This is a genomic window from Candidatus Flexifilum breve (assembly GCF_016713355.1).
Window position 1 is genome coordinate 1 of record NZ_JADJPI010000032.1, and the last position, 20,029, is coordinate 20,029.

Consider the following 20,029-nt stretch of genomic DNA (forward strand, 5'->3'; position numbering starts at 1 on the left):
AAAGCGTCGAAATTGGGGCCCCTTGACGGGCTGTTTGATCGTAGTGGTGGCGGTGTTCGCGTGCAGCATCGGTTCGGTGTTGGGCCTCAGCGGTGTGTGCTCCGCCTATTTTCCGGAACGCCTGCCGTATTACCCGGGCGCGGAAGTGCGCTCGGAAGTGCACAACTTCATTAACGCGTGGGGGATGGGCATCACGGTGGCTACGCTGTGGACGCCGGATGACTCGAACACGGTGCGCTCGTGGTATGGTGCACATTGGCACTTACCTGCGCAATTCGGTGGATAGCCCTACGCCGATCTCTTACTTGGGGCGGCAAATCGCTCGCGTCGATTTCGACATTGCCCGCGCCGACGATGGCGTCGGCACGCAAATCATCCTGTACGGTACGTGTTTGAATTAGGCGGCCATGACTCCTATTCCTTTCTCCCAACGCATTACCCAACCGAATCGCCCGCTGTTGGCCGATGGCGCCATGGGCACGCAGATTCACGCGCACGGCGTCTCGATGGACACGTGTTTCGATGACCTGAACCGGAAACAGCCCGCCGTCATCCTCGACATTCACCGCACCTATTTACAGGCGGGCGCGGAACTGCTGGAAACGAACACCTTCGGCGCGAACCGCTACAAGCTGGCGGATCACGGCCTCGAAGATCGCGTGTCCGAGATCAATCGGGCGGGCGCGCGACTGGCGCGGCAGGTGATCCGCGAAAGCGGGCGCGACGATGTGTATGTTGCCGGATCGGTCGGGCCGCTCGGCGTGGCGTACAGCCGTATGGTCGCCTGAAAGAAGAGGATGCATGCGGCCTACGCCGAACAGATCAAGGGCTGGCGGACGGTGGCGTGGATGTGATCCTTTGTTCGAGACCTTCAATGACCTGCCGGAAATGCTGCTCGCGCTGCAAGCCGCACGGGACGCCGCGCCGGAACTTCCGGTGATGTGCCAGATGACCTTCTCGCAGGATGATCGCACGCTCTCCGGTCACATGCCGGGGGCAGTGGCGCGGGCGCTGGTAGCCGCTGGCGCGGACGTGATCGGCGTGAATTGCAGCGGCGGCCCGGTGCAAATCGCGCGCGTGCTCCAGCAGATGCGGCTGGTCGAACCGGAAGCGCAGTTCTCCGCCCAGCCGAACGCGGGTTTTCCGCAGATCATGGGCGGGCGCACCATGTACCCGGCGACGGTCGAATACTTTGCGGATTACGCGCTGCAATTCAAGGCGATTGGCGCCAATATCATCGGCGGGTGCTGCGGCACGACGCCGGAACACATCAGCGCGATGCGGGCGGCGCTCGACGATACGACCCGTCCGCTGCCGCACGTCGCTATTCTGGAGACGAATGGCGAAGTCGATGGCGGCGTCGCGGAACGTCCGAGCGACTCGCCTTCAAAGCTGAAGGGCGGCAAATTCGTGATCAGCGTGGAGGTTAACCCGCCTCGCTCGCATAACTTCGAGCGCCTGCTGCAATCCGCGCAGACCTTGCGCGATGCGGGCGCGGACGTGCTCAACATTGCGGACAGCCCGACGGCGCGCATGCGTGTCAGCCCGTGGGCGGTGTGCCATTCGCTGCAAACGCGCCTCGGCATCGAAACGGTGCTGCATTTCCCGACGCGCGGGCGGAATCTGCTGCGCATTCAGGGCGATTTGCTCGGCGCGCATGCGCTCGGCGTGCGCAATATCTTCGTGTGCATGGGCGACCCCACGCGTATTGGCGATTATCCGGATGCGATGGACAACTACGACATCGTGCCCTCCGCGCTGATCCGGCTCGTCGACGAACGCATGAATGTCGGCGTGGATCAGGCGGGGAATTCGCTTGGCCAGCCGACCAGCTTCACCATCGGCTGCGCGCTGAACATGGGCGCGGTGGACGCCGACAAAGAGATCGACGTGCTGCGCAAGAAGATCGAAGCGGGGGCGGATTTCGCGCTCGGTCAGCCCGTGTTCCAGCCCGAAGTGGCGGAACGCTTCTTGCGACGCTATGAGGAACTCGAAGGGCATCCGCTGGAACTGCCCGTGCTGATGGGCGTCATGCCGCTGTACAGCCTGCGCCACGCCATGTTCCTCAACAACGAAATCCCCGGCATCGAGATTCCGCAGAGTATCCTCAAGCGGCTGGAAGATGCGGGCGAAGAAGCGGCGGCCGAAGGCGTGCGCGTGGCGCAGGAACTGCTGCGCGACATGAAAGACCTCGTGCGCGGCGCGTATGTGATCCCCGCGTTTGGCCAATACGAACTCGCCGCCGAAGTCATCGACGCGGTGGCGGTGGGATAACTCTCTCAGCCTTTAGTCCCCTTTCCGTTCGAAGAGGGGACTAAAGGGCGCGCTGTGCCTGCACCTCTCGTTTCTGTGCTCTAGCCCAAGCTGCACATCCCCCTCATTGATCAATGTCAGACCCCATAAGTCGCCTCAGTTGTCGAAATTGGATTGAGTTTGCTCTCCGTCTAAATGGGGATCGCAATTTCCCGCGGACGCATGAAGTTGTAGGCATGAAACTGCGGTTTAATCATGGCATATCGTTAGAAATCGATTTGATTGAGGATCAAACTGCCATGGCTCAGCCTAAAAATCACAGCGCGATTGTCATCGGCGGCAGCATCGCCGGACTGCTCACCGCGCGGGTGCTCAGCGATCATTTTGAACAGGTGACGATCATTGAACGCGACAAGGTGTCCAGCTTGGACGCCGATCCGCGGGCGGGCGTCCCGCAGGGTTTTCACGGGCATGCGCTGCTCGGGCGTGGGCGTGAAATTATGGAAGAACTCTTCCCCGGTCTCGAAGCCGATTTGTTGGATCACGGCACGCTCAAGCTGGATGCAGGACAAGCGGCGCAGATCCGCTTCCGTACGGGCTGGGCAAAGCGTCTGGTTTCCGGCATCGAAGCGGTCAGCATGAGTCGTCCGCTGCTGGAGTCGCGCATTCGTGCGCATGTACTGGCGAACCCGCGCATCACTGTGCTCGAAGGCTATGATGTGCTCGGTTTGAGCGCCAATACGCTGGCGACGACCATCACGGGTGTGGAAGTGCGGCAGCGGGGCACGCAGGGTGTCGATACTTTGTATGCCGATCTGGTGGTGGATGCCAGCGGACGCAGCACAAAACCCCGGACTGGTTGGAGGCAATGGGATATGAACGGGCCTCAGGAAACGGTGATTGATGCGTTTGTCGGCTACAGTACGCGCTGGTTCGAAATGCCCGACACGGCGGAGTACGACTGGAATTTGCTGTGGATTCAGCCCGTCCATCCCGTCCTGCCGCGCGGCGGTCTGATCGTGCCGGTGGAGGGTGGGCGCTGGCAGGTGACGCTGTACGGGATTGGCAAGGATTACCCGCCGACCGACGAAGCGGGCTTTATGAACTTCGCGCGGTCGCTCGCGTCCCGCCAGCTTTACGACGCGATCTGCAAGGGTACGCCGATCACGCCTGTGCACGGTTATCGCAACCTGATCAACCGGATGCGCCATTATGACAAGCTGGAGCACTTCCTGAAGGTTTGATCATCATTGGCGATGCCTATACGCAGTTCAACCCAACCTATGCGCAGGGCATGACCGTGTCAGCCTCGAGTGCCGACGCCCTGGCGACCCTGCTGCGCGAACGCAACGGCGCGTTTGCCGGACTGGGACATGAATTTCAAAACGCGTGGCGAAAGTCCTCGCGCCGGCATGGATGATGGCGATCACAGAAGATTTGGGCTGGCCGGCGACTGAAGGCGGCAAGCGGAATGCCCTGACGCGCTTCATGAACTGGTATACCGTGAATCTGCTGGCGCTCATCCCGGAAGATGAGGAAGTTTACCGGGCGTTTATGCCCGTACAGCACATGCTTCAGCCGGGGACAACGCTGTTCGCGCCGCGCATCGCCCGCAAGGTGATCGCTTATGCGCTGCGCCAGCGCCGTCAGCCGCAGACACCCGCCATTCAGGTCACACAGGAATTGGCCGCGGTCAAGCAGTAAAGACGCCTCACCCAAACCCCTCTCCCACGCGAGAGGGGTTTTTATTTTCCATTCCACCCATCGATGGAGACGCTTTATTTCAGCGCCGACGCGAGAAAATCCAGCACGAGGCGGTTGAATTCTTCTGGGCGTTCCATGTTGGGCAGGTGCGCCGTGCCCGTCATGACGGCGCGCTGCGCGCCGGGGATGCCGTCGGCTAAGGCGGGCGAGGCGGCGAGGATGTAATTCGTATCCAGATCGCCCCAGAGGATGAGCGCGGGCACTTTGATCTCGTGCAGGCGCGCCACACCGGGCGGATCGAGCACAATCGGCTTGAGTTGTTCGCTGATATGCTGGTAATTGGCGCGGCCCATCTCGACCATTTTGGCGACGAACGACGCGGGCATCACGTCGACCGAGCGTTTTAGGCCCGACCCCCAGATTTGCACATCCAACTGAATAAGTTTTTCCGTGTCACCGGCTTGTTCGGCGGCCTCCACTTGCGGATACAGCGCATCTTCGTCGGAGGTATCGCCGTCGGTGAAACCGCCCGGTCCCGACCCGACCGTGATCAGCGCGGTGACGCGTTCCGGGAATTCGAGCGTGGTATCGGTGGCGATCTGCCCGCCGCGTGAGCAGCCAATCAGCACGGCTTTGTCGATGCCGAGATGATCGAGCAGCGCGCGGAGATCGGCCCGGTTGGAGAATTCCACGCTGTCGCTGGTCGTCTGGCCGAACCCACGCGTATCATAGCGGACGACGCGATACTTTTCGGCGAACACCGCGAATTGATCATCCCACATCCGATGATCAGCGATGCCGGCATGAACGAAAACCACCGCTTGTCCCGCCCCGGCGGCCTCGTAGTACAGCTTGCCGCCCGGCACATCCAGATACCCGCTGACCGTTTGTGTCATTCACCTGTATCCTTGTGTTATAAATGCAGACAATCTTGAAGATAGCACAAAAGTTCGCTTTATGCAAAAGGATTGATGATGCGCCTTGAAGTAATCTCGCGTGCCCCGACTACTGTTCCGCGTTCCACGCCGATTTTGTTCGTTCATGGCGCATGGCATGGCGCGTGGGCATGGGAGGACCATTATCTGCCGTACTTCGCTGACCACGGCTATCATGTGCATGCGCTGAGTCTGCGCGGGCATGGCAACAGCGAAGGCCGCGCGGGGCTGCGCTGGTATTCGATCAGCGATTACGTGGCGGACATCAAACAGGTAGCGGATACACTGCCAGCGCCGCCGATCATCATCGCGCATTCGATGGGCGGCTATACCTTGTTCAAATATCTGGAACAGTACAGCGCCGCCGCGGGGGTACTGGTCGCCGCGCTGCCGACCGTGGGCGCGCTGGGTATGGTACTGCGCTTACTGAGCAAAAACCCAGTGGTGTTCGTCAAAATGCTGGCTCAGTTGAAGCTGTACCCGCTCGTGGGGACGCCGGAACTGGCGCGCCGGCATCTATACACCCCGGCGACCGCCGATGCGATTGTGCAGCGCACCTACGAACGCCTGCAGGATGAATCATTTCGCGTGTTCATCGAGATCGCGCTCCAGAGCTTCACCGCGCCCAAACCGCTCCGAGCGCCGGTGATGGTGATCGGCGCGGAGAACGACGGCTTCTTCACGCCGGATGAACAGCGCGCCATCGCTCGTGCCGCCAACACGACGGCGATCATCGTGCCGGATACGGGGCACAACATGATGTGTGAGGCGTCGTGGCAGACGAGCGCCGATCACATCCTCGCGTGGCTGGCGGAACGGGGGTTGTAGAGAACAACCTCACCCCTAAATCCCCTCCCAAGGGCAAGGGGACTTCAAAACTCTGCCTGCCTCCCCTCTCCTCTAGGAGAGGGGTTGGGGGTGAGGTTCACCACCGCCGAATCTGCTCGATTTCTGTTTTGGTGAGCGCTTGGTATTGTCCCGGCTGCAAGCCTGCCAGCGTGATCGAGCCAATGGCCCAGCGGACGAGGCGCAGCGTCGGGTAGCCGACCGCCGCCGTCATGCGCCGCACCTGCCGATTCTTCCCCTCGCTGATGGTCAATTCGAGCCACGTCGTGGGGATGTGGGCGCGGTAACGAATGGGCACGGGGCGCTCGGGGATGTCCGGTGGGTCGATCAGGCGGGCTTGCGCGGGCTTGGTGCGCCACAGCTTCCCGCCCTCGCTGAGTTCTACACCGCGCCGCAGACTTTCGAGCGCCGTCTCGTCCGGGATGCGTTCGACCTGTGCCCAATACGTTTTGGGATGCTCAAAGCGCGGATCGCTGAGGCGGTGCTGGAGCGCGCCGGAATCGGTCAGCAGCAGCAAGCCTTCGCTGTCCATATCCAAGCGTCCCGCCGCGTAAACGTTCGCCACGTCGATGTAATCCGCGAGCGTGGGGCGGCCGTCCGCGTCGGTGAACTTGGTCAGCACGTTATAGGGTTTCCAGAAGCGGTAAATTTGCATGGTTGCTAATCATCTGTAGTTACTTGTTGTGGTTTTGTTTTGTTATAATTTCTAACTTTGATCACTAAGAAAGCAGCTTCGCTTGCCCAATACTGGACGCGCCGTTGCTGCGTCCCTACGACTCGTTGTCTTGGGAATTTGGTTGGGCGAGGTGAGGTTGGCTCCCCTACTTACCCAACCTAAACAACAAAAAGAATTCGGGAAGGGGTTGGTGGAGGGGTCGAGTATGCTTGCCCTGTTGAAACAAGGGAAGCCCCCCAACATACCCACTTGAACTGACCACTGACCACTGTCAACTTGGTCACAGGACCAAAAAAAAAATTCCTTTCCAATTTTAAACTCTACTACAGCCACCGTCCAATCTTCTCGATCAGCTTGGACTGCGGATCGTCGGGGATGAAGCCGTGGTCACGATACCAGTGATAGGTGTCCGCGACGCTCTGGCGCATGTCGATCTGCGGTTCGCCGAGTTCACTCCACGCCTTGCGAAAATCGAAGTAGATGCGTTCCTTGCCGAGCCGCGTCTGGTTGCCGTCAATCGGCACAGGGATGCCCGCCGCGCGTAGGCGATCCACCACCGAGGCCACAATCGGCAGCGCAAAGCCGGGGACGGGGAATCCGGGACGCGGCAAGCCCATGACATCGGCGATCAGGTTGAACCACTCCGAGTACGGATAGTTGACTGCGCCGAGGATGTAGCGTTCGCCGGTGCGTCCGCGTTCCGCCGCAGCGATGTGCATGTGCGCCACATCGCGCACGTCGATGGTCGCTACGCCGCCGGGTGGGACGGGCAGCGTCCACGACAGGCGCTTCATTTGCAGGATGAAGTCGCCGGAAATCATGTTGAGGTCGCCGGGGCCGATGATCACGACCGGGTTGACCGTGACCACATCCTGACCCGCCTCAACTGCCCTGCCGACCTCAATTTCGGCGAGAACTTTACTGTAGCCGTAGGGGAATTGATCCGGTGGCAGGCTGAAACGCACGGTTTCGTCGGCGGGCAGACCATCGGCGCGAATGCCGATCGCCGCCGCGCTGCTCGTGAAGACCACGCGCTGCACGCCCGCTTCCCGTGCCGCTTGCAGCACGTTCTGCGTGCCGCCCACGTTGACATCGAACATGCGCTGTTTGTCGCTGCGCCAGTAATCCGCGACCGCCGCCACATGGAAGACCCAATCGCAGTCCGCCGCGGCCTTGCGCAGCGAGTCGAGGTCGGTCACATCGCCGAGCGCGCTCGCATAGGTCAAGCCCGCTAGCGCGTCTAGCTTTGACGAAGAACGGTGCAGCGCCACCGCCTGATGTCCACTTTCACCCAGCGCCCGCACCACGTGCGACCCGACAAACCCGGTAGCGCCTGTGACCAATGCCCGCATCGTTTGTTTGCTCCTACGCCCAGCCCAATGCGTGAACTATAGCCGTGATGCGCGCGTTCCTCAAGGCGTGGTCAGGCGTTCTAGTTGATCGCGCAGGTCTTGGGCGACGAGTTTCGCGCCCGTTGCCTGCCAGTTGTAGAGGGTGCGTTCGGGGACGGCGTTCGCGAACCAGTCGAGCGCCTGCCGTGCCGCCGGATCGAGATCGTCGGCGTCCAAGCGGCGGCTGTAAGGCTTCAGGCCCGCGACATACGGGAAATAGAGCACGTTGTAATAGCGCCATTCGTCGGTGAAGCCGCTGCCCTCATGCGGTTTGAGCCGCTCAATGCTGGCGCGGAGCAGGGCGCGCAGTTCTTTGGCGCGTTCCAGCAGCGACGCATCCGCGCCGCGCGCCGCCAAGCGCTGATCGATGAGCGGCAGGTAGGTGAGCGGACTGGTGGCCAGCTTGTCGAGATTTTGCGCGTGGCTGAGCGCCTGCCGGGTGTAGCGCGTGAATTCGGCGCTGCTCAATGTGGTGAAATCGACCGTTGAGTTGACGCGCAGCACCGCGTCCCCGACGGAGCGCAGTTCGGCGCGCTGTTCGCTCAAATCGGATTGGCGCGGGAACGTCAGTCGATCCAGCCCGGCTTGCAGGCGGTCGAACAGGGTAACGAGGGTGATGGCCGTGGCGATCACGGGCAATCCGATGACCAGTGCTGCCGCACCCAAACCGAGCAGGTGCAGGCTGATCACCACCTGCCCGCCGAACACGAGCGCGACGATGCCATTCAAGGTGAATGAGCGCAGCAGGTCGCGCCAGAGGAGCGTGCCTTCCTCGTAAGCGTCGAGCCCGGCCAGCGCGTAGCCGAGCAGCAGCAGGTCGCCGCTCGCGCCGAGGAACACGAGCGTGTGCATGAGCACCGCCGTGGGCAGCAGCAGCAGACCGAGCGAGAGCACGAAAAACGTCGTCGCCACCAGCAGAATGATCAGCGGGCGGCGGGGGAGTTCGCGCAGATGGCGCAGCACGCTGATCAGCGCGAACAGGAGACCGCCGATGGGCACAAATACGACCAGCGTGAGCGCATCGAGGAGCAGCGCGGCGGCGAGCGTCACGGCGGTCAGGGCGGCGCTTGCACCGAACAGACGATGCACCTGATACGCGCTGACGTTGGGCGTGAACGAATAGATCGCCGCCAGCCAGAACAGACCGGGAAAGAGCAGGGCTAAGGGGCGAATCGCGCTGACGGGCAGCGCCGGTTCGAGCAGCAAATAGGCCAGCCCGCCCGCGTAGGCGATCAAGCCCCAACCGGCGTAGCGCAGCCCCGGTCGTTTGGAACTGCGCGCCGCCAGATAGCAGCCGAACCATAAGGTCAGGCCGAAGACCGTGACTTGGACAACCGCCAAGAGAACTCCCGATTCACATTAGGCTTGCGCCCGCACCCCTGCACTGATCCGCCGCGCGCCGATATATTGCAGGACGGCCAGCACCAAGACAATATCCGCGCCAATGAGAATCGCCCAGCGCCCGCTCGTTGTCAAGGCGAAGGCGTCGGTGACGAGGATGAGCGCGCACAGCAGGACGAAGATCAGGTTCAAGCCGAAGAAGACAACCCCGGTTGTGGGGGTGAGCGTCTGGCGGCTTTCGCGGCCGATGATCAGACCGTAGATCACCTGGGCGATGCCAAGGAGCGTCGCCACCAGCGGATCGGGGATGCCCATAAACGCGGCGACGGGCGCGGCGGCGAAGATGAAGATCAGCCCGCTGGTGGTCGAGATCAGGCTGTCGGCGAGCAGAGCGCGGCGGAGAAGCTGGGCGTTATTCATAGCGGTGCACCTTTCCATAAGTTGAGCGAATGCCCTCAGCTTAGGCGAACAACCACTGCCAAATCCACGAAAAAGACTGCCAACTCCTGCCAAAATCGCGTTTATCATAGACAGGGCAAACAACACAACGAGGAGCAAGGGTTTGCGGATAGTTTTATTCATGCTGCTGGCGCTGACCGGCTGGGCGCGCCCGCAGGGGCTGACGATTGCTGAATGCAGCGAAGCAGCGCTGGATCAGGCACTGGCGGCGGCGGTGGACGGCGACGCGCTGGAATTCACCTGCGCGGGAATCATCCCGATCACGACGACTAAAGTCATTGACGCGGATATCACGATCAACGCCGCGCCGCATACGGTGACCTTCGATGGGGAAGAGCGCGGGCGCATCCTGTTCATTGAAGACGGCGCGGAGGTCAACATCCGCGGGGTCGATTTTGTGCGCGGGAACGCGGAATCCGGCGGCAGCGCGATCAACACCAACGGCACGCTCACGCTGAGCGACAGCCGCCTCGCCGGGAACGTACACGCGCTGGCGAATTTCGGCACGCTCACGCTCGAACGGGTCACGTTTGCGGGCAACCGGGGCGCGGCGCTGTACAACTCCGGCTTAGCGTATGTGCGTGACAGTACGTTCACGGGCAATCGGCGCGGCGTGGACAACGCCAGCGGCGATCTGTTCGTGCAGAACAGCGTGTTTTACGGGAACGTCGCCACCGAACGCGGCGGCATGGGCGCGGGGATTGCCAACAGCGGCAGTGTGGTCGTCATCGGCAGCACCTTCTACGAGAATTACGCCCCCGCCGGGGGCAGCGCGGTCGGCACGCATCGCGGCGGAGAAGTGGTTCTGGCGCATTCGCTGCTGCTGGGCAGCGCCGATTCCGCGCCATGCTTTGGCGGGATGATTGACGGGGGCGGGAACGTACAAGCACCGGGGACGAGCTGCGGCGAACTCGTCCCGGTGCTGCCGGGGTCATGACGCGCTGCGGCGGAAGAGCAGCAGCCCCGCCGTCACCAGCCACACTGACCACACGATGTAACTCAGCGCGTTGACCAGCCCGGCGAACTCGACGCCCGCGGGTTCGAGCAGCCCGACCATGATACCAATCGCCGCGCTGATGCCGACGATGCCCAGCCCGCGGTTGAACCAGCGCGAACGGAACATCATGACGCTGAGTAAAATCGTCCATGTGCCCGTGAAGAAGTAGCCGAGATGTTCACCCACGGCAACGCCGAGATATTGATGCGCGGACTCGAACGCGATCATCGCTGCGTCACGCAGACCGGGCGTGGCGGCGGGATCGGCGACGGTCGCGGCCAGCGTCGGCACGAGGAACACCCAGCGGAACAGGCCGAGCGTCTGCACGAGCCCCGCCAGCACGCCGATCACCCCGGCGGCGCGGGCAAGCTGCGGATGTTCGTCTTCGAACACGCTTTGCAGCAGCAGCGCCAGCGGAACTGAGAGCAGCGCGGTCAGCGCGAAGGCATACCACAGCGCGACGAGGCTGCTCCCACCCGCGCTGAACTTTTGCAGAATGTCAGCGGTCGGCTGGCGCAGAATATCCGGGTATTCGAAGGCTCCACCGAGCGCGAAGAAGGCGACATTGAAGGCGAGCGGAACGACGATCAGAAACAGGGCAGTGCTGCGATATTTGTTCATGGTGCAGTTCTCCTCTATCTGCGGATAGGCGCAGTGAACTACACGGGCTCGAAAGTGAGCACGTGGGGAAACCGATCTAGATTGGTCGAGCTGGACTTACACGGCGAAGTACGGGCGCAGCACGTGCAGCATGAGCTCAACGCCGCGTTCAATGCCCGCTTCGTCGACGGGCTGGCCGCTGACCTCCAGTGAGGACAGCCAGAATTCGGTGATCAGCCAGCAGATATCGGCGAGGCGCGTGACCGCCGCCGGATCGCTTAAATTGGTGATCCCGGCCTGCGCCAGCACCGCGATCAACGCGCGGAAGCCGAAGTAACCGCGGGCGCGCGCCGCGAGATAGGCCTTGTGCAGTTCCGGGTCGGCTTGCATCAGCGCGGCGAATTCGCGATAGATGAAGGCATAATCACGCAGGATGGTGAAATTCGTCCGCACGAGCGCTTGCACATCGTCGATCGTGGCCAGCCGATTGGGCGGAAGCTGGAGTTCGACATCATTGCGCGCCGAAAGCTGCGCGTACAGCGCGCGGATGATCTCGTCTTTGTTGCGGAAGTGATAGTACAAGTTGCCGGGGCTGATGCCCGCCGCCTCGGCGATATGATTGGTCGTCACGGCGTTGGTGCCTTTTTGATTGAAGAGCCCCAGCGCCGTACTGAGAATGTGTTCTTTGGTCTTCATACAACCCTGTGTTCTGTAGATTAGAGTAAAAACTCTAAAAGACAATTTAGAGCAATTACTCTAAATTGTCAAGAGCTAACTTGGCCGCCCTTGCGAAAGGTGGACATGCCAGCCGACACAAGCGCCTGACCAGGCGCTTGACAGAGGATGATTAAAACTCTACACTTTGTAAACAGTGTTCACAGAAGCTGAAACCTATGCAGAGCAAGCCCGGCGAACGCCGTAAAACGAAAACCCGGCAGGACATCATCAACACAGCGTATGCCATGATTATTGCCGATGGATTGGACGCTGTATCGCTGCGCGCGGTGGCTGACCGCTTGGATTACAGCCCAGCAGCGCTCTACCGCTACTTCAGCAGCAAAGATGAGTTGGTGGACGCCGTGCGCGCCAAGTGTTTTGAGCACCTGAACGCGGCGATCTTTCAGCGCCTGCACGGCGTATCCAGTCCCGCGCGGATGCTGTTGGTTGGTGGCATGACCTACATTCACTTTGCGCGGGAACATCCGGTCGAATATCACCTGATGTTCCACCTCGGCCCATCCCCGTCGACGCAGGCCGAGAATCAGAAACTCGCCATGCGCTCGCTGCTGTACATTGTGCGGCATGGCATTGAACTCGGCATTTTTGCAGCGGATGCGAACTACACCGAGGATGCCATCGTGCTGCACTGCTGGAGTACGGTGCATGGTCTGGCGATGCTCCAGACCACCGTCATGGACGAAGAACAGGCACGCATGGCGGAAGTCACGGAAACGATTCTGGGGCGGGTGATCGCGAGTTTCACACGTATCCCCGCTTAAGCGATAGGCGGAGGCCAAGCGTCTCCGCACTTTTTTGTCAATGAGTTAACATCGTTCACATAGTATCCAGCATTTAGTTTTCGAGGAAAAGAGATAATGCTCGCAGCCAGCCTGACCACCGCCCGCTGGATCAACACCGACCTCTACCCCTATGAAGCGCGCGCGCATCGGGTTCCCGCGGGGCTGATGCGCTATGTCGACGTTGGGCAGGGTGAGCCGATTGTCATGGTGCACGGTAACCCGACGTGGTCATTCGTGTACCGCAAACTGATCAACGCCCTGCGTGATCGGTACCGCTGTATCGCCCCGGATCACATCGGCTTTGGGCAGTCGGATAAGCCGGACCGTTGGACGTACTTACCGCAGGATCACGCCGCCAACCTGACCAGCCTGTTGAACTCGCTCGACCTGAGCGGCATCACGCTGGTGGTGCAGGATTGGGGCGGTCCGATTGGGCTGTCGTACGCAGTCGAGAACCCGGAACGGGTGAAGCGGCTGGTCATCCTGAATACGTGGATGTGGTCGGTCAAAGCCGACTGGTATTATCAGGGTTTCAGCGGCTTCGTCGGTGGTCCGATTGGGCGCTGGTTGTGCCGTAATTACAACTTCTTTGTTGGGCAGGTGGTGAAGACTGCCTACGGGGAAAAAGCCCTGCTCACGCCGGAGATTCACCGCCACTATTTCGACGCGCTGCCCACCCCGGAAAGCCGCAAAGGGACGTGGGTTTTCCCGAGGCAGATCATCGGTTCAAGCGCATGGTTGGACAGCCTGTGGCAGCGGCGCGCCAACATCGCGGATAAGCCGGCCATGCTGGCGTGGGGCATGAAAGATATCGCCTTCCGAGAGCAGGAATTACGGCGCTGGCAAGAACTATTTCCTAAGGCGCAGGTGACGCGCTTTGCCACCTCCGGACACTACGTTCAGGATGAGCAGGGCGAAGCGATTGCCAAGCTGATCGGTGACTTTATGGTTGCCAACCGGTGATAGCGATTTCCGGATTAAGCGTCTGAAATTCGGCTAGTAGCGGACGCTCCGCAAAGCGGAACAGGTGGGCGGCGCAGCGACAGTCGGACGCGCCAAAACGGGAGATCGGGATCGTTGCGTCGGGCAGCGCGAGCAGCCGTTCCGCCCACACATGCTCGTAGGGTGTCCGGCTAGCGACCGTCCACACTGCGCGGACGGTCGCGGCGGTGCGCAGATAATCGATGTGCCAATGGGGGCGCGCGGGCGGTGTCAGGTGATGCGTGAGCCGCCCGCGCAGACCGCCGCTGCCAAACGCGCTGCCGACATAGGCATACCAGCCGCGATCTAGGTTAAATGTCCCCAGTTTTCCAATCGACACCGCTTGATCTTCTACCATTTCCAGCAGCAGAATATACGTTCCCGGCTGCGGGGGCAGGTCAGCAGAAATTGGCATTTTCGACCTCCGGTTCTATGATCGCCTGAGAATGGCATAGGCGAGGCGAGACCGCAATGGCATGGATGCTGTACGGCGTAACCGGATATACGGGCAAACTCCTGCTCGACGAGGCGATTCAGCGCGGCCACCGTCCGCTGATCGCGGGACGTTCGGAAGAGAAGCTCAAGCCGCTGGCGGAGGCGTATAACGTCGAGTATGTGGCCTTCGGCGTAGACGCGGCGGCGGAGCGTCTGCGCGGGTTGGGCGTCGATCTCGTGCTGAATGCCGCCGGGCCGTACCTCTACACCGGCGCGCCGATGATGGATGCCTGTTTGCATGCAGGCGCGCACTACCTCGACATCACCGGGGAATTCCCCGTGCTCGAAGCCGCGTTTGCGCGCGATGCTGCCGCCCGGGAGCGCGGCACGCTGATCCTGTCTGGCGTGGGTTTCGACGTCGTGCCGAGCGACTGCCTTGCGCGCTATGTCGCCGACAAGCTGCCGACCGCGACGCATCTGGAAATCGTCGTCGATGTGCTCGGCGCGGGCGGGCTGGACTCCGGCGCATCGGCGGGGACGCTCAAGAGCATGATCGAAATGTCGCCGCAGGGTGGGCGGACGCGGCGTAACGGCACGCTCGTGCCCGTCGATTTTGGCGCGGAGGCGCGCCGCTTCCGCATGACGGATGGGCAGGACGTGCTAACGATGGCGATCCCGTGGGGAGACATCGTGACCGCCTACCATTCCACTGGCATCCCCAACATCACGACCTACATGCGTTTACCGCCGTTCTTCATCGCCTATGCGCAGCGTTTTGGCTTCCTGCTCATTCAATCCGGACGCAGCGCCGTGATTCGCTCCACGATGAAGAAGCTGATTGATCGCTTTGTGCCCGGGCCGAGCGAACAGCGCCGCCGAACCGCCCGCTCGTATGTGTATGCGCGGGCAACCGATGCGAGCGGCAATGAGGCTGAAGCGTGGCTCGACACCCTCGAAGCCTACGCGCTCACCGCGAAAACGGGCATTCTGGCGGTCGAACGGGTGCTGGAGGGCGGGTATCGTGGCGCGCAGTCCCCGGCGCAGGCGTTCGGCGCGGATTTCATCCTGCAACTCGAATCGACGCGCCGTTACGACACGCTGTGAGCGACGGATCGCCACCACGCGGGTTTACTCTACTGTAGCTATGCCTAGTCCCGAGGAGACCGGATGACGAACTCTGCCCTGCGTCCCGCCGTATTCAGCGATGTCGAAGGCACGCTGATCAGCATCAGCTTTCCGCGCACGTATTTTGAGCAAGCTCGGTCGATGGGGCTGGTCCCCACATTCAATGTGCTGACGACGGCGACGCTCGGCGTGTTGGCCAAGCCGTTCTCGTCCAAGTCGAAAATCGGCGGCATTCTGCGCTATCTGGCGATCATGACGGCCATGCGCAACGTCCCCATGTCCCACAATGCCGCGGTGATGGAGCGCGAGATCCCGCTGCTGCAGGCCGCGCTCAAGCCCAAGACCATCGCCCAAATTCGCGCGTACGAAGCGCAAGGCTACCCGGTGATCCTCGTCAGCGCGGCGCTCCAGCAGGGGGTCGCCGTTTTCGCGCAGACGCTCGGTTGGCGCGGTGAAGGCACGATCCCGATTCTCAAGGATGGAGTCTTTACGGGCAAGGCGGAAAAGCCGCTCAGCGGGCAGGAGAAAGTCGTGCGCGTGCAGGCGGTCGCGGCGGAGATGGGTATTGATTTAGCGCGGTCGGTCGGGTTTGGCGATACCGTGTCGGATGTGCCGTTCCTGTCGATCCTCGGCTCGGCCTATGTCGTTGATCCCGACGCCGACCTGCGGGCGATTGCCGCCACCAAAGGCTGGATGATCATCGAAAGCTGAGCGGCGCATCGGCTGACACGCCGTTTTTAACCCCACCCCCAGCCCCTCTCCGTTCGGGGAGGGGAGACGGGCGGGATTTCAAGTCCCCTCGCCCTTGGGAGAGGGGATTTAGGGGGGAGGTTGATACGATCACGCTATCCTAGCGAGTGACCGGCAAGCCCCTCCCCTACGGCGATACAATCGGCAGGGCGCGGCAATCCCCGCTGACCGTCGCGGTGCTGCCAAACGCACTCGTCGAAATCCACGCCATCGCGTAGTTGGTCTGCCACCACGAATTGTCCGCCAGCCGCCCGACCGGGATCAACTCGAAGCCCGGCTGGACCTCGTCGAAGATATAGCTGGGATCGACAACTGGCTGCGAATAGACCAACTGCTCCCCGGTCATGCGAATCAGGCACGGGCCGCTGGGTGTCGGCGGTGGGAGGGGCGTCGGCGGGAGGCTGATGGGCGGCGGTTCGACGACGGTCAGCGCCCCACAGCTCCCGGTTGCGCCGACCGCGCTCGCGGCGACCCAGCCATTCACGCCATTAAACGTCACGCTGAAGAAGCTCCCGTCCGGGCTGATGCCGCGCGCGGCGACACTCGTCCCGCCGGGCAGTGCGCCGATCACCGGAGCGTTCACGCTGGCGGACTGGCGGATGTTCACGCCGCCCGCGTTGAGCGGGGTGAGCATGCACACGCTGTCGGTCACCGGGGTGGCGACCGGAGCGGGTGGCAGCGACTCGCCGGAGCACGTCGGCGCGCCGACTGCGCTCAGACAGAGTGTATAAGTGTGCGCCGCGTCCGCGTACAGCACTTCGACGCGATAACTGCTGCCATTGGCCGGAATCTGCAAGCGCGCCTCAGTGAATTCGCCACCGATCAGCGCGCTGATGGCGCTCGTCTCGGCATTGAGCACGCGCACCCCACCGCCGCCCGTCTGCGTCACGTAGAGGTCGGCGGGCGCAGTCAAACCGCTGATGCTGTAGATGGCGAGCGGCGACTCGGCGTTCACGGCACCACTGATCGGTGTGCCAAGTGCCAGCGGCTGCGCGGTGATCGGCGTCTCGCTGTTCACAATGAGGATGACCAGTCCGGCGGTCGCATTGGCGCTGCTCACCTGCACGGTGTATGTCCCGGCGTTCAGCACGGCGGTCAAGGCGATGGTCAGCGACCCGGCGGTGTTAGGTTCGGCGGCGACGACCGCGCCGTCGCGCAGAATGGTCACGGCAGGCGCGGGGGCTTCGCCAAACGCTTCGATGACGACGGCGCTGTCCTGCGCCAACGGATAGTCGAAGGTGATGACGGCAGCGGGATCGGCCAGGTTGCCGACGGTCGGTTGGCCGACGACCAGCGTGCCCTCCGATTGGGCGCTCACCGGCAGCACCACCACCAGCGCGAGCGCACAGAGCATCTGCAGCCCAAATCGGCGTATAGCTCGAGTCATTCAGGTTCCCTTTCTCGGTTGCGGCTTCAAAGAGCTTCCCCATTGTATGGCGATTCAGCGGATTACACCTGTCCAAGTGTACAGCGTAGGCCTTAGTCCCTTGTCCGATGTGCGCGGCTGTCAGGTCGGGTACAACAGAAACATGCACGAGGAGAAGAGACCCATGCCCTTATTCATCTGTGCGACCTGCGGCACACAGTATCCCGAGTCCGAGCAACCGCCTGCCGCCTGTCCGATCTGCGTGGACGACCGCCAGTATATCCACCCTGACGGCCAGCGCTGGACGACGCTGGAAGACCTGCGCCCCAACTTCAAGAATGTGATCGAGTCGCCGGAACCGTTACTCCACCGCATCAAGACCGAGCCGAAACTCGGCATCGGCCAGCAGGCCTTTCTGATCCAGACGCCGCACGGCAACGTCTTGTGGGACTGCATCACACTGATCGACGAGGCGACGGTCGCGGCGATCAACGAGTTGGGCGGTGTGCAGGCGATTGCTGTGTCGCACCCGCATTATCACAGCACGACGGTCGAATGGAGTCACGCCTTTGACCATGCGCCGATCTACTTCCACGCCGATCACCGCGACTGGGTGATGCGGCCCGATCCGGCGGTCGTGTTGTGGGAAGGCGAACAGCTCCCGCTGTGGGACGGCGTGACGGTCATTCGCTGTGGCGGGCATTTCCCCGGCGCGACCGTGCTGCACTGGCGTGATGGCGCGGACGGTCGTGGGGTATTGTTCACGGCGGATACCATCGACATTGTGGCGGACAGCCGCTATATGTCATTCATGTACAGCTACCCGAATATGATCCCGCTGCCCGCCTCCAAAGTCCGGCAGATCGTGCGCGCGGTCGAACCGTTCGCGTTTGATCGCATGTATGAGGCGTTCGGGCAAATCACGCGGCACGACGCGAAAGCTGGACTGCTGTTTTCCGCTGAGCGCTATATCCGCGCCATCACAGATTGACCAAATGTGCCTTAGAATAACGTCAGTTGTGGATAAGCCTCATTTGTGCCTCCCCTCACCCCCAACCCCTCTCCCACGCACGCTGGGGAGGGGAGACGAACCCTGTTTTTGCTGTCTCCCCTCCCCGAATTCGGGGAGGGGTCGGGGGTGGGGTCAGAGAAGCGTTATCCATAACTCACGTTAGAATAGCGGGAGTGCGTAAGCACGCCTGTTGTGGTTGACTGAGGTTTAATCTGTGAGAAAGTCGCTTCCCATCCTGATCTTCGCCCTGCTGCTGAGCGCCGCCTGTCAGGTCGCGCCGACCCCCATGCCGCCGGATCGGGCGACCGTCAGCACGCCCGTGGCGGAACTGCCCGTGAACGCCGCTTTTCAAAACGCGACGCCGACGCCTGTCCCGCAGGCGATCATTGACGCGGCGGACGCGGAATATCTGCTGCTGACGAACATTTACGAGCGCGTGGTGCCCTCGGTCGTCAACATCGATGTGACCTATACCAACACGACCACCAATACTATCGGCAGCGCCAGCGGTTCCGGCATGATCTACGACGATCAGGGGCACATTGTCACCAACGCGCATCTCGCCTCTGATGCTGAGAGTGTCCTCGTCACCTTCCATGATGGCACGGTGGCCAACGCCGAAGTGGTCGGCGTGGATGTGTACAGCGACCTCGCGGTCATTCAAGTTGAGGTGGCGCGTGAACGCCTCGCCCCGGTGGTCTTTGGCAATTCGGATGCGGTGCGGGTGGGCGAACGCGCGATTGCCATCGGCAACCCGTTTGGCCTCGCCAGTTCGATGTCGGTCGGCATTGTCAGCGGCCTAGGGCGGCAGCTCCCGTCCGCCGAGCTGATCGTCGGCACGACCGAACGCTTCAACAACCCGTCGATCATTCAGGTCGATACGGAGATCAACCCCGGCAACAGCGGCGGCCCGCTGCTCAATTCCAACGGACAGGTGATCGGCGTAAATACCGCCATCCGCACCGAGTCCGGCGTCTTTCAGGGCATTGGCTTTGCCGTGCCATCGGCGACCGTGCTGCGCGTCATCCCGGAACTCATTGAGACGGGCAGCGTCGAGTACGCGTGGCTCGGCATTTCGAGCGAATCCGTCGAGAACGGCTTCAGCGTGGCCGGGCTGGCCGAAATTCTTGATCTGCCCGTCACCGAAGGCGTGTTGATTTCGACCGTATCGCCCGACTCCCCGGCGGCGAACGGCGGGCTGCGCGGCGGTACACGTGAAGTGCTGGTGCGCGACCGCCGCATCTGCGTGGGCGGCGACATCATCGTGGCGATCAACGGCGAGTACGTACGCAATATGGACGAACTGGTCGCATATCTGGTGGCCAACGTGCGCCCCGGCGACACGATCACGCTGCTGATTGTGCGCGGTGGCGAAACCTTCGATGTGCCGCTGGAGATGATCGCGCGCCCGGAGACGACCGTCACGCCGCTCTGCGCCGAATAGAATTACATTCCCACCCCGGCCCCGCCCCGAATTCCGGGCGGGGCGACAGAATCTCCGTTTCGTAGGGACGCGATTTATCGCGTCCGCTGGTTTGAAAATTGGCGGGCGCACACACAGGTGCGCCCCTACTCTCCTGCTGGACACTTACACATTTCGCACAACTGGCGGAAATGCTCCAGCGCATTTTGCTGTAT

24 protein-coding genes are annotated in these 20,029 nt (G+C 61.9%); 15 read left to right on the forward strand and 9 right to left on the reverse strand.

The window, feature by feature from the left end:
• The 7 genes from IPK17_RS22370 to IPK17_RS22400 form a co-directional block, all read left to right on the forward strand.
• A partial coding sequence (locus IPK17_RS22370) for a hypothetical protein (protein WP_343419914.1) occupies positions 1–286 on the forward strand: 286 nt, incomplete at its 5' end.
• Positions 246–401 (forward strand): hypothetical protein, encoded by a 156-nt coding sequence (locus IPK17_RS22375; RefSeq protein WP_343419915.1) that lies wholly within the window; start codon positions 246–248, stop codon positions 399–401. The genes IPK17_RS22370 and IPK17_RS22375, both read left to right, overlap by 41 nt.
• A gap of 6 nt (positions 402–407) precedes the next feature.
• Positions 408–788: a homocysteine S-methyltransferase family protein gene (locus tag IPK17_RS22380; protein WP_343419916.1), complete on the forward strand. Its 381-nt coding sequence runs from the start codon at positions 408–410 to the stop codon at positions 786–788.
• A gap of 70 nt (positions 789–858) precedes the next feature.
• Positions 859–2,274: a bifunctional homocysteine S-methyltransferase/methylenetetrahydrofolate reductase gene (locus IPK17_RS22385; RefSeq protein WP_343419917.1), complete on the forward strand. Its 1,416-nt coding sequence runs from the start codon at positions 859–861 to the stop codon at positions 2,272–2,274.
• A gap of 278 nt (positions 2,275–2,552) precedes the next feature.
• Positions 2,553–3,497 (forward strand): FAD-dependent oxidoreductase, encoded by a 945-nt coding sequence (locus IPK17_RS22390; protein ID WP_343419918.1) that lies wholly within the window; start codon positions 2,553–2,555, stop codon positions 3,495–3,497.
• A complete protein-coding gene (locus IPK17_RS22395; RefSeq protein ID WP_343419919.1) occupies positions 3,494–3,673 on the forward strand; it encodes a hypothetical protein in 180 nt (59 codons plus the stop codon). The genes IPK17_RS22390 and IPK17_RS22395 overlap by 4 nt, the downstream gene beginning before the upstream one ends.
• On the forward strand, positions 3,643–3,957 hold the full coding sequence (locus IPK17_RS22400) for a hypothetical protein (protein ID WP_343419920.1): 315 nt from the start codon (positions 3,643–3,645) through the stop codon (positions 3,955–3,957). Before IPK17_RS22395 ends, IPK17_RS22400 begins: the two co-directional genes overlap by 31 nt.
• A 74-nt stretch (positions 3,958–4,031) precedes the next feature.
• Here the strand turns inward: IPK17_RS22400 and IPK17_RS22405 are convergent, their stop codons facing one another.
• Positions 4,032–4,853, reverse strand: a complete 822-nt coding sequence (locus IPK17_RS22405) for an alpha/beta fold hydrolase (RefSeq protein ID WP_343419921.1) — start codon at positions 4,851–4,853, stop codon at positions 4,032–4,034.
• A gap of 75 nt (positions 4,854–4,928) precedes the next feature.
• Here IPK17_RS22405 and IPK17_RS22410 point away from each other — a divergent pair, with 75 nt between their 5' ends.
• Positions 4,929–5,720, forward strand: a complete 792-nt coding sequence (locus IPK17_RS22410) for an alpha/beta hydrolase (RefSeq protein WP_343419922.1) — start codon at positions 4,929–4,931, stop codon at positions 5,718–5,720.
• 97 nt (positions 5,721–5,817) lie between these two features.
• On the opposite strand, the gene IPK17_RS22415 is transcribed toward IPK17_RS22410, so the two are convergent.
• From IPK17_RS22415 to IPK17_RS22430, 4 genes are all read right to left on the reverse strand, one after another.
• On the reverse strand, positions 5,818–6,393 hold the full coding sequence (locus IPK17_RS22415; RefSeq protein WP_343419923.1) for a pseudouridine synthase: 576 nt from the start codon (positions 6,391–6,393) through the stop codon (positions 5,818–5,820).
• A 344-nt stretch (positions 6,394–6,737) separates the two neighbouring features.
• Positions 6,738–7,766 (reverse strand): NAD-dependent epimerase/dehydratase family protein, encoded by a 1,029-nt coding sequence (locus IPK17_RS22420; protein WP_343419924.1) that lies wholly within the window; start codon positions 7,764–7,766, stop codon positions 6,738–6,740.
• Positions 7,767–7,826: 60 nt separating this feature from the next.
• Positions 7,827–9,146: a hypothetical protein gene (locus IPK17_RS22425; RefSeq protein ID WP_343419925.1), complete on the reverse strand. Its 1,320-nt coding sequence runs from the start codon at positions 9,144–9,146 to the stop codon at positions 7,827–7,829.
• 18 nt (positions 9,147–9,164) lie between these two features.
• On the reverse strand, positions 9,165–9,566 hold the full coding sequence (locus IPK17_RS22430) for a hypothetical protein (protein ID WP_343419926.1): 402 nt from the start codon (positions 9,564–9,566) through the stop codon (positions 9,165–9,167).
• Between the two features lie 142 nt (positions 9,567–9,708).
• Between IPK17_RS22430 and IPK17_RS22435 the strand changes: the two genes are divergently transcribed.
• The gene (locus tag IPK17_RS22435; RefSeq protein WP_343419927.1) at positions 9,709–10,542 is read left to right on the forward strand and encodes a right-handed parallel beta-helix repeat-containing protein; all 834 of its coding nucleotides are present in this window, start codon (positions 9,709–9,711) and stop codon (positions 10,540–10,542) included.
• Here the strand turns inward: IPK17_RS22435 and IPK17_RS22440 are convergent.
• Positions 10,537–11,223, reverse strand: coding sequence for a DUF4386 domain-containing protein (locus IPK17_RS22440; RefSeq protein ID WP_343419928.1), 687 nt, complete (start codon positions 11,221–11,223; stop codon positions 10,537–10,539). The two genes, IPK17_RS22435 and IPK17_RS22440, sit on opposite strands and share 6 nt — an antisense overlap.
• Before the next feature lie 96 nt (positions 11,224–11,319).
• Complete coding sequence (locus IPK17_RS22445) at positions 11,320–11,898, reverse strand: TetR/AcrR family transcriptional regulator (RefSeq protein ID WP_343419929.1); 579 nt, start codon at positions 11,896–11,898, stop codon at positions 11,320–11,322.
• A 197-nt stretch (positions 11,899–12,095) separates the two neighbouring features.
• Here IPK17_RS22445 and IPK17_RS22450 point away from each other — a divergent pair, with 197 nt between their 5' ends.
• Both IPK17_RS22450 and IPK17_RS22455 read left to right on the forward strand, forming a co-directional pair.
• Positions 12,096–12,701, forward strand: a complete 606-nt coding sequence (locus IPK17_RS22450) for a TetR/AcrR family transcriptional regulator (RefSeq protein WP_343419930.1) — start codon at positions 12,096–12,098, stop codon at positions 12,699–12,701.
• A 96-nt stretch (positions 12,702–12,797) separates the two neighbouring features.
• On the forward strand, positions 12,798–13,685 hold the full coding sequence (locus IPK17_RS22455) for an alpha/beta fold hydrolase (protein ID WP_343419931.1): 888 nt from the start codon (positions 12,798–12,800) through the stop codon (positions 13,683–13,685).
• Here the strand turns inward: IPK17_RS22455 and IPK17_RS22460 are convergent.
• Positions 13,666–14,118: a GIY-YIG nuclease family protein gene (locus tag IPK17_RS22460; protein ID WP_343419932.1), complete on the reverse strand. Its 453-nt coding sequence runs from the start codon at positions 14,116–14,118 to the stop codon at positions 13,666–13,668. The genes IPK17_RS22455 and IPK17_RS22460 overlap by 20 nt on opposite strands.
• Positions 14,119–14,174: 56 nt before the next feature.
• Between IPK17_RS22460 and IPK17_RS22465 the strand changes: the two genes are divergently transcribed.
• Together IPK17_RS22465 and IPK17_RS22470 are read left to right on the forward strand one after the other, a co-directional pair.
• Complete coding sequence (locus IPK17_RS22465; protein WP_343419933.1) at positions 14,175–15,242, forward strand: saccharopine dehydrogenase family protein; 1,068 nt, start codon at positions 14,175–14,177, stop codon at positions 15,240–15,242.
• A gap of 63 nt (positions 15,243–15,305) precedes the next feature.
• Positions 15,306–15,974: an HAD family hydrolase gene (locus IPK17_RS22470; RefSeq protein ID WP_343419934.1), complete on the forward strand. Its 669-nt coding sequence runs from the start codon at positions 15,306–15,308 to the stop codon at positions 15,972–15,974.
• Positions 15,975–16,140: 166 nt separating this feature from the next.
• Here IPK17_RS22470 and IPK17_RS22475 read toward each other — a convergent pair whose 3' ends face one another.
• Positions 16,141–17,400, reverse strand: coding sequence for an SH3 domain-containing protein (locus tag IPK17_RS22475; protein ID WP_343419935.1), 1,260 nt, complete (start codon positions 17,398–17,400; stop codon positions 16,141–16,143).
• A 163-nt stretch (positions 17,401–17,563) separates the two neighbouring features.
• Between IPK17_RS22475 and IPK17_RS22480 the strand changes: the two genes are divergently transcribed.
• Complete coding sequence (locus tag IPK17_RS22480) at positions 17,564–18,370, forward strand: MBL fold metallo-hydrolase (RefSeq protein WP_343419936.1); 807 nt, start codon at positions 17,564–17,566, stop codon at positions 18,368–18,370.
• A 235-nt stretch (positions 18,371–18,605) separates the two neighbouring features.
• A complete protein-coding gene (locus IPK17_RS22485) occupies positions 18,606–19,835 on the forward strand; it encodes a S1C family serine protease (RefSeq protein WP_343419937.1) in 1,230 nt (409 codons plus the stop codon).
• The last annotated feature ends 194 nt before the right edge of the window (positions 19,836–20,029 follow it).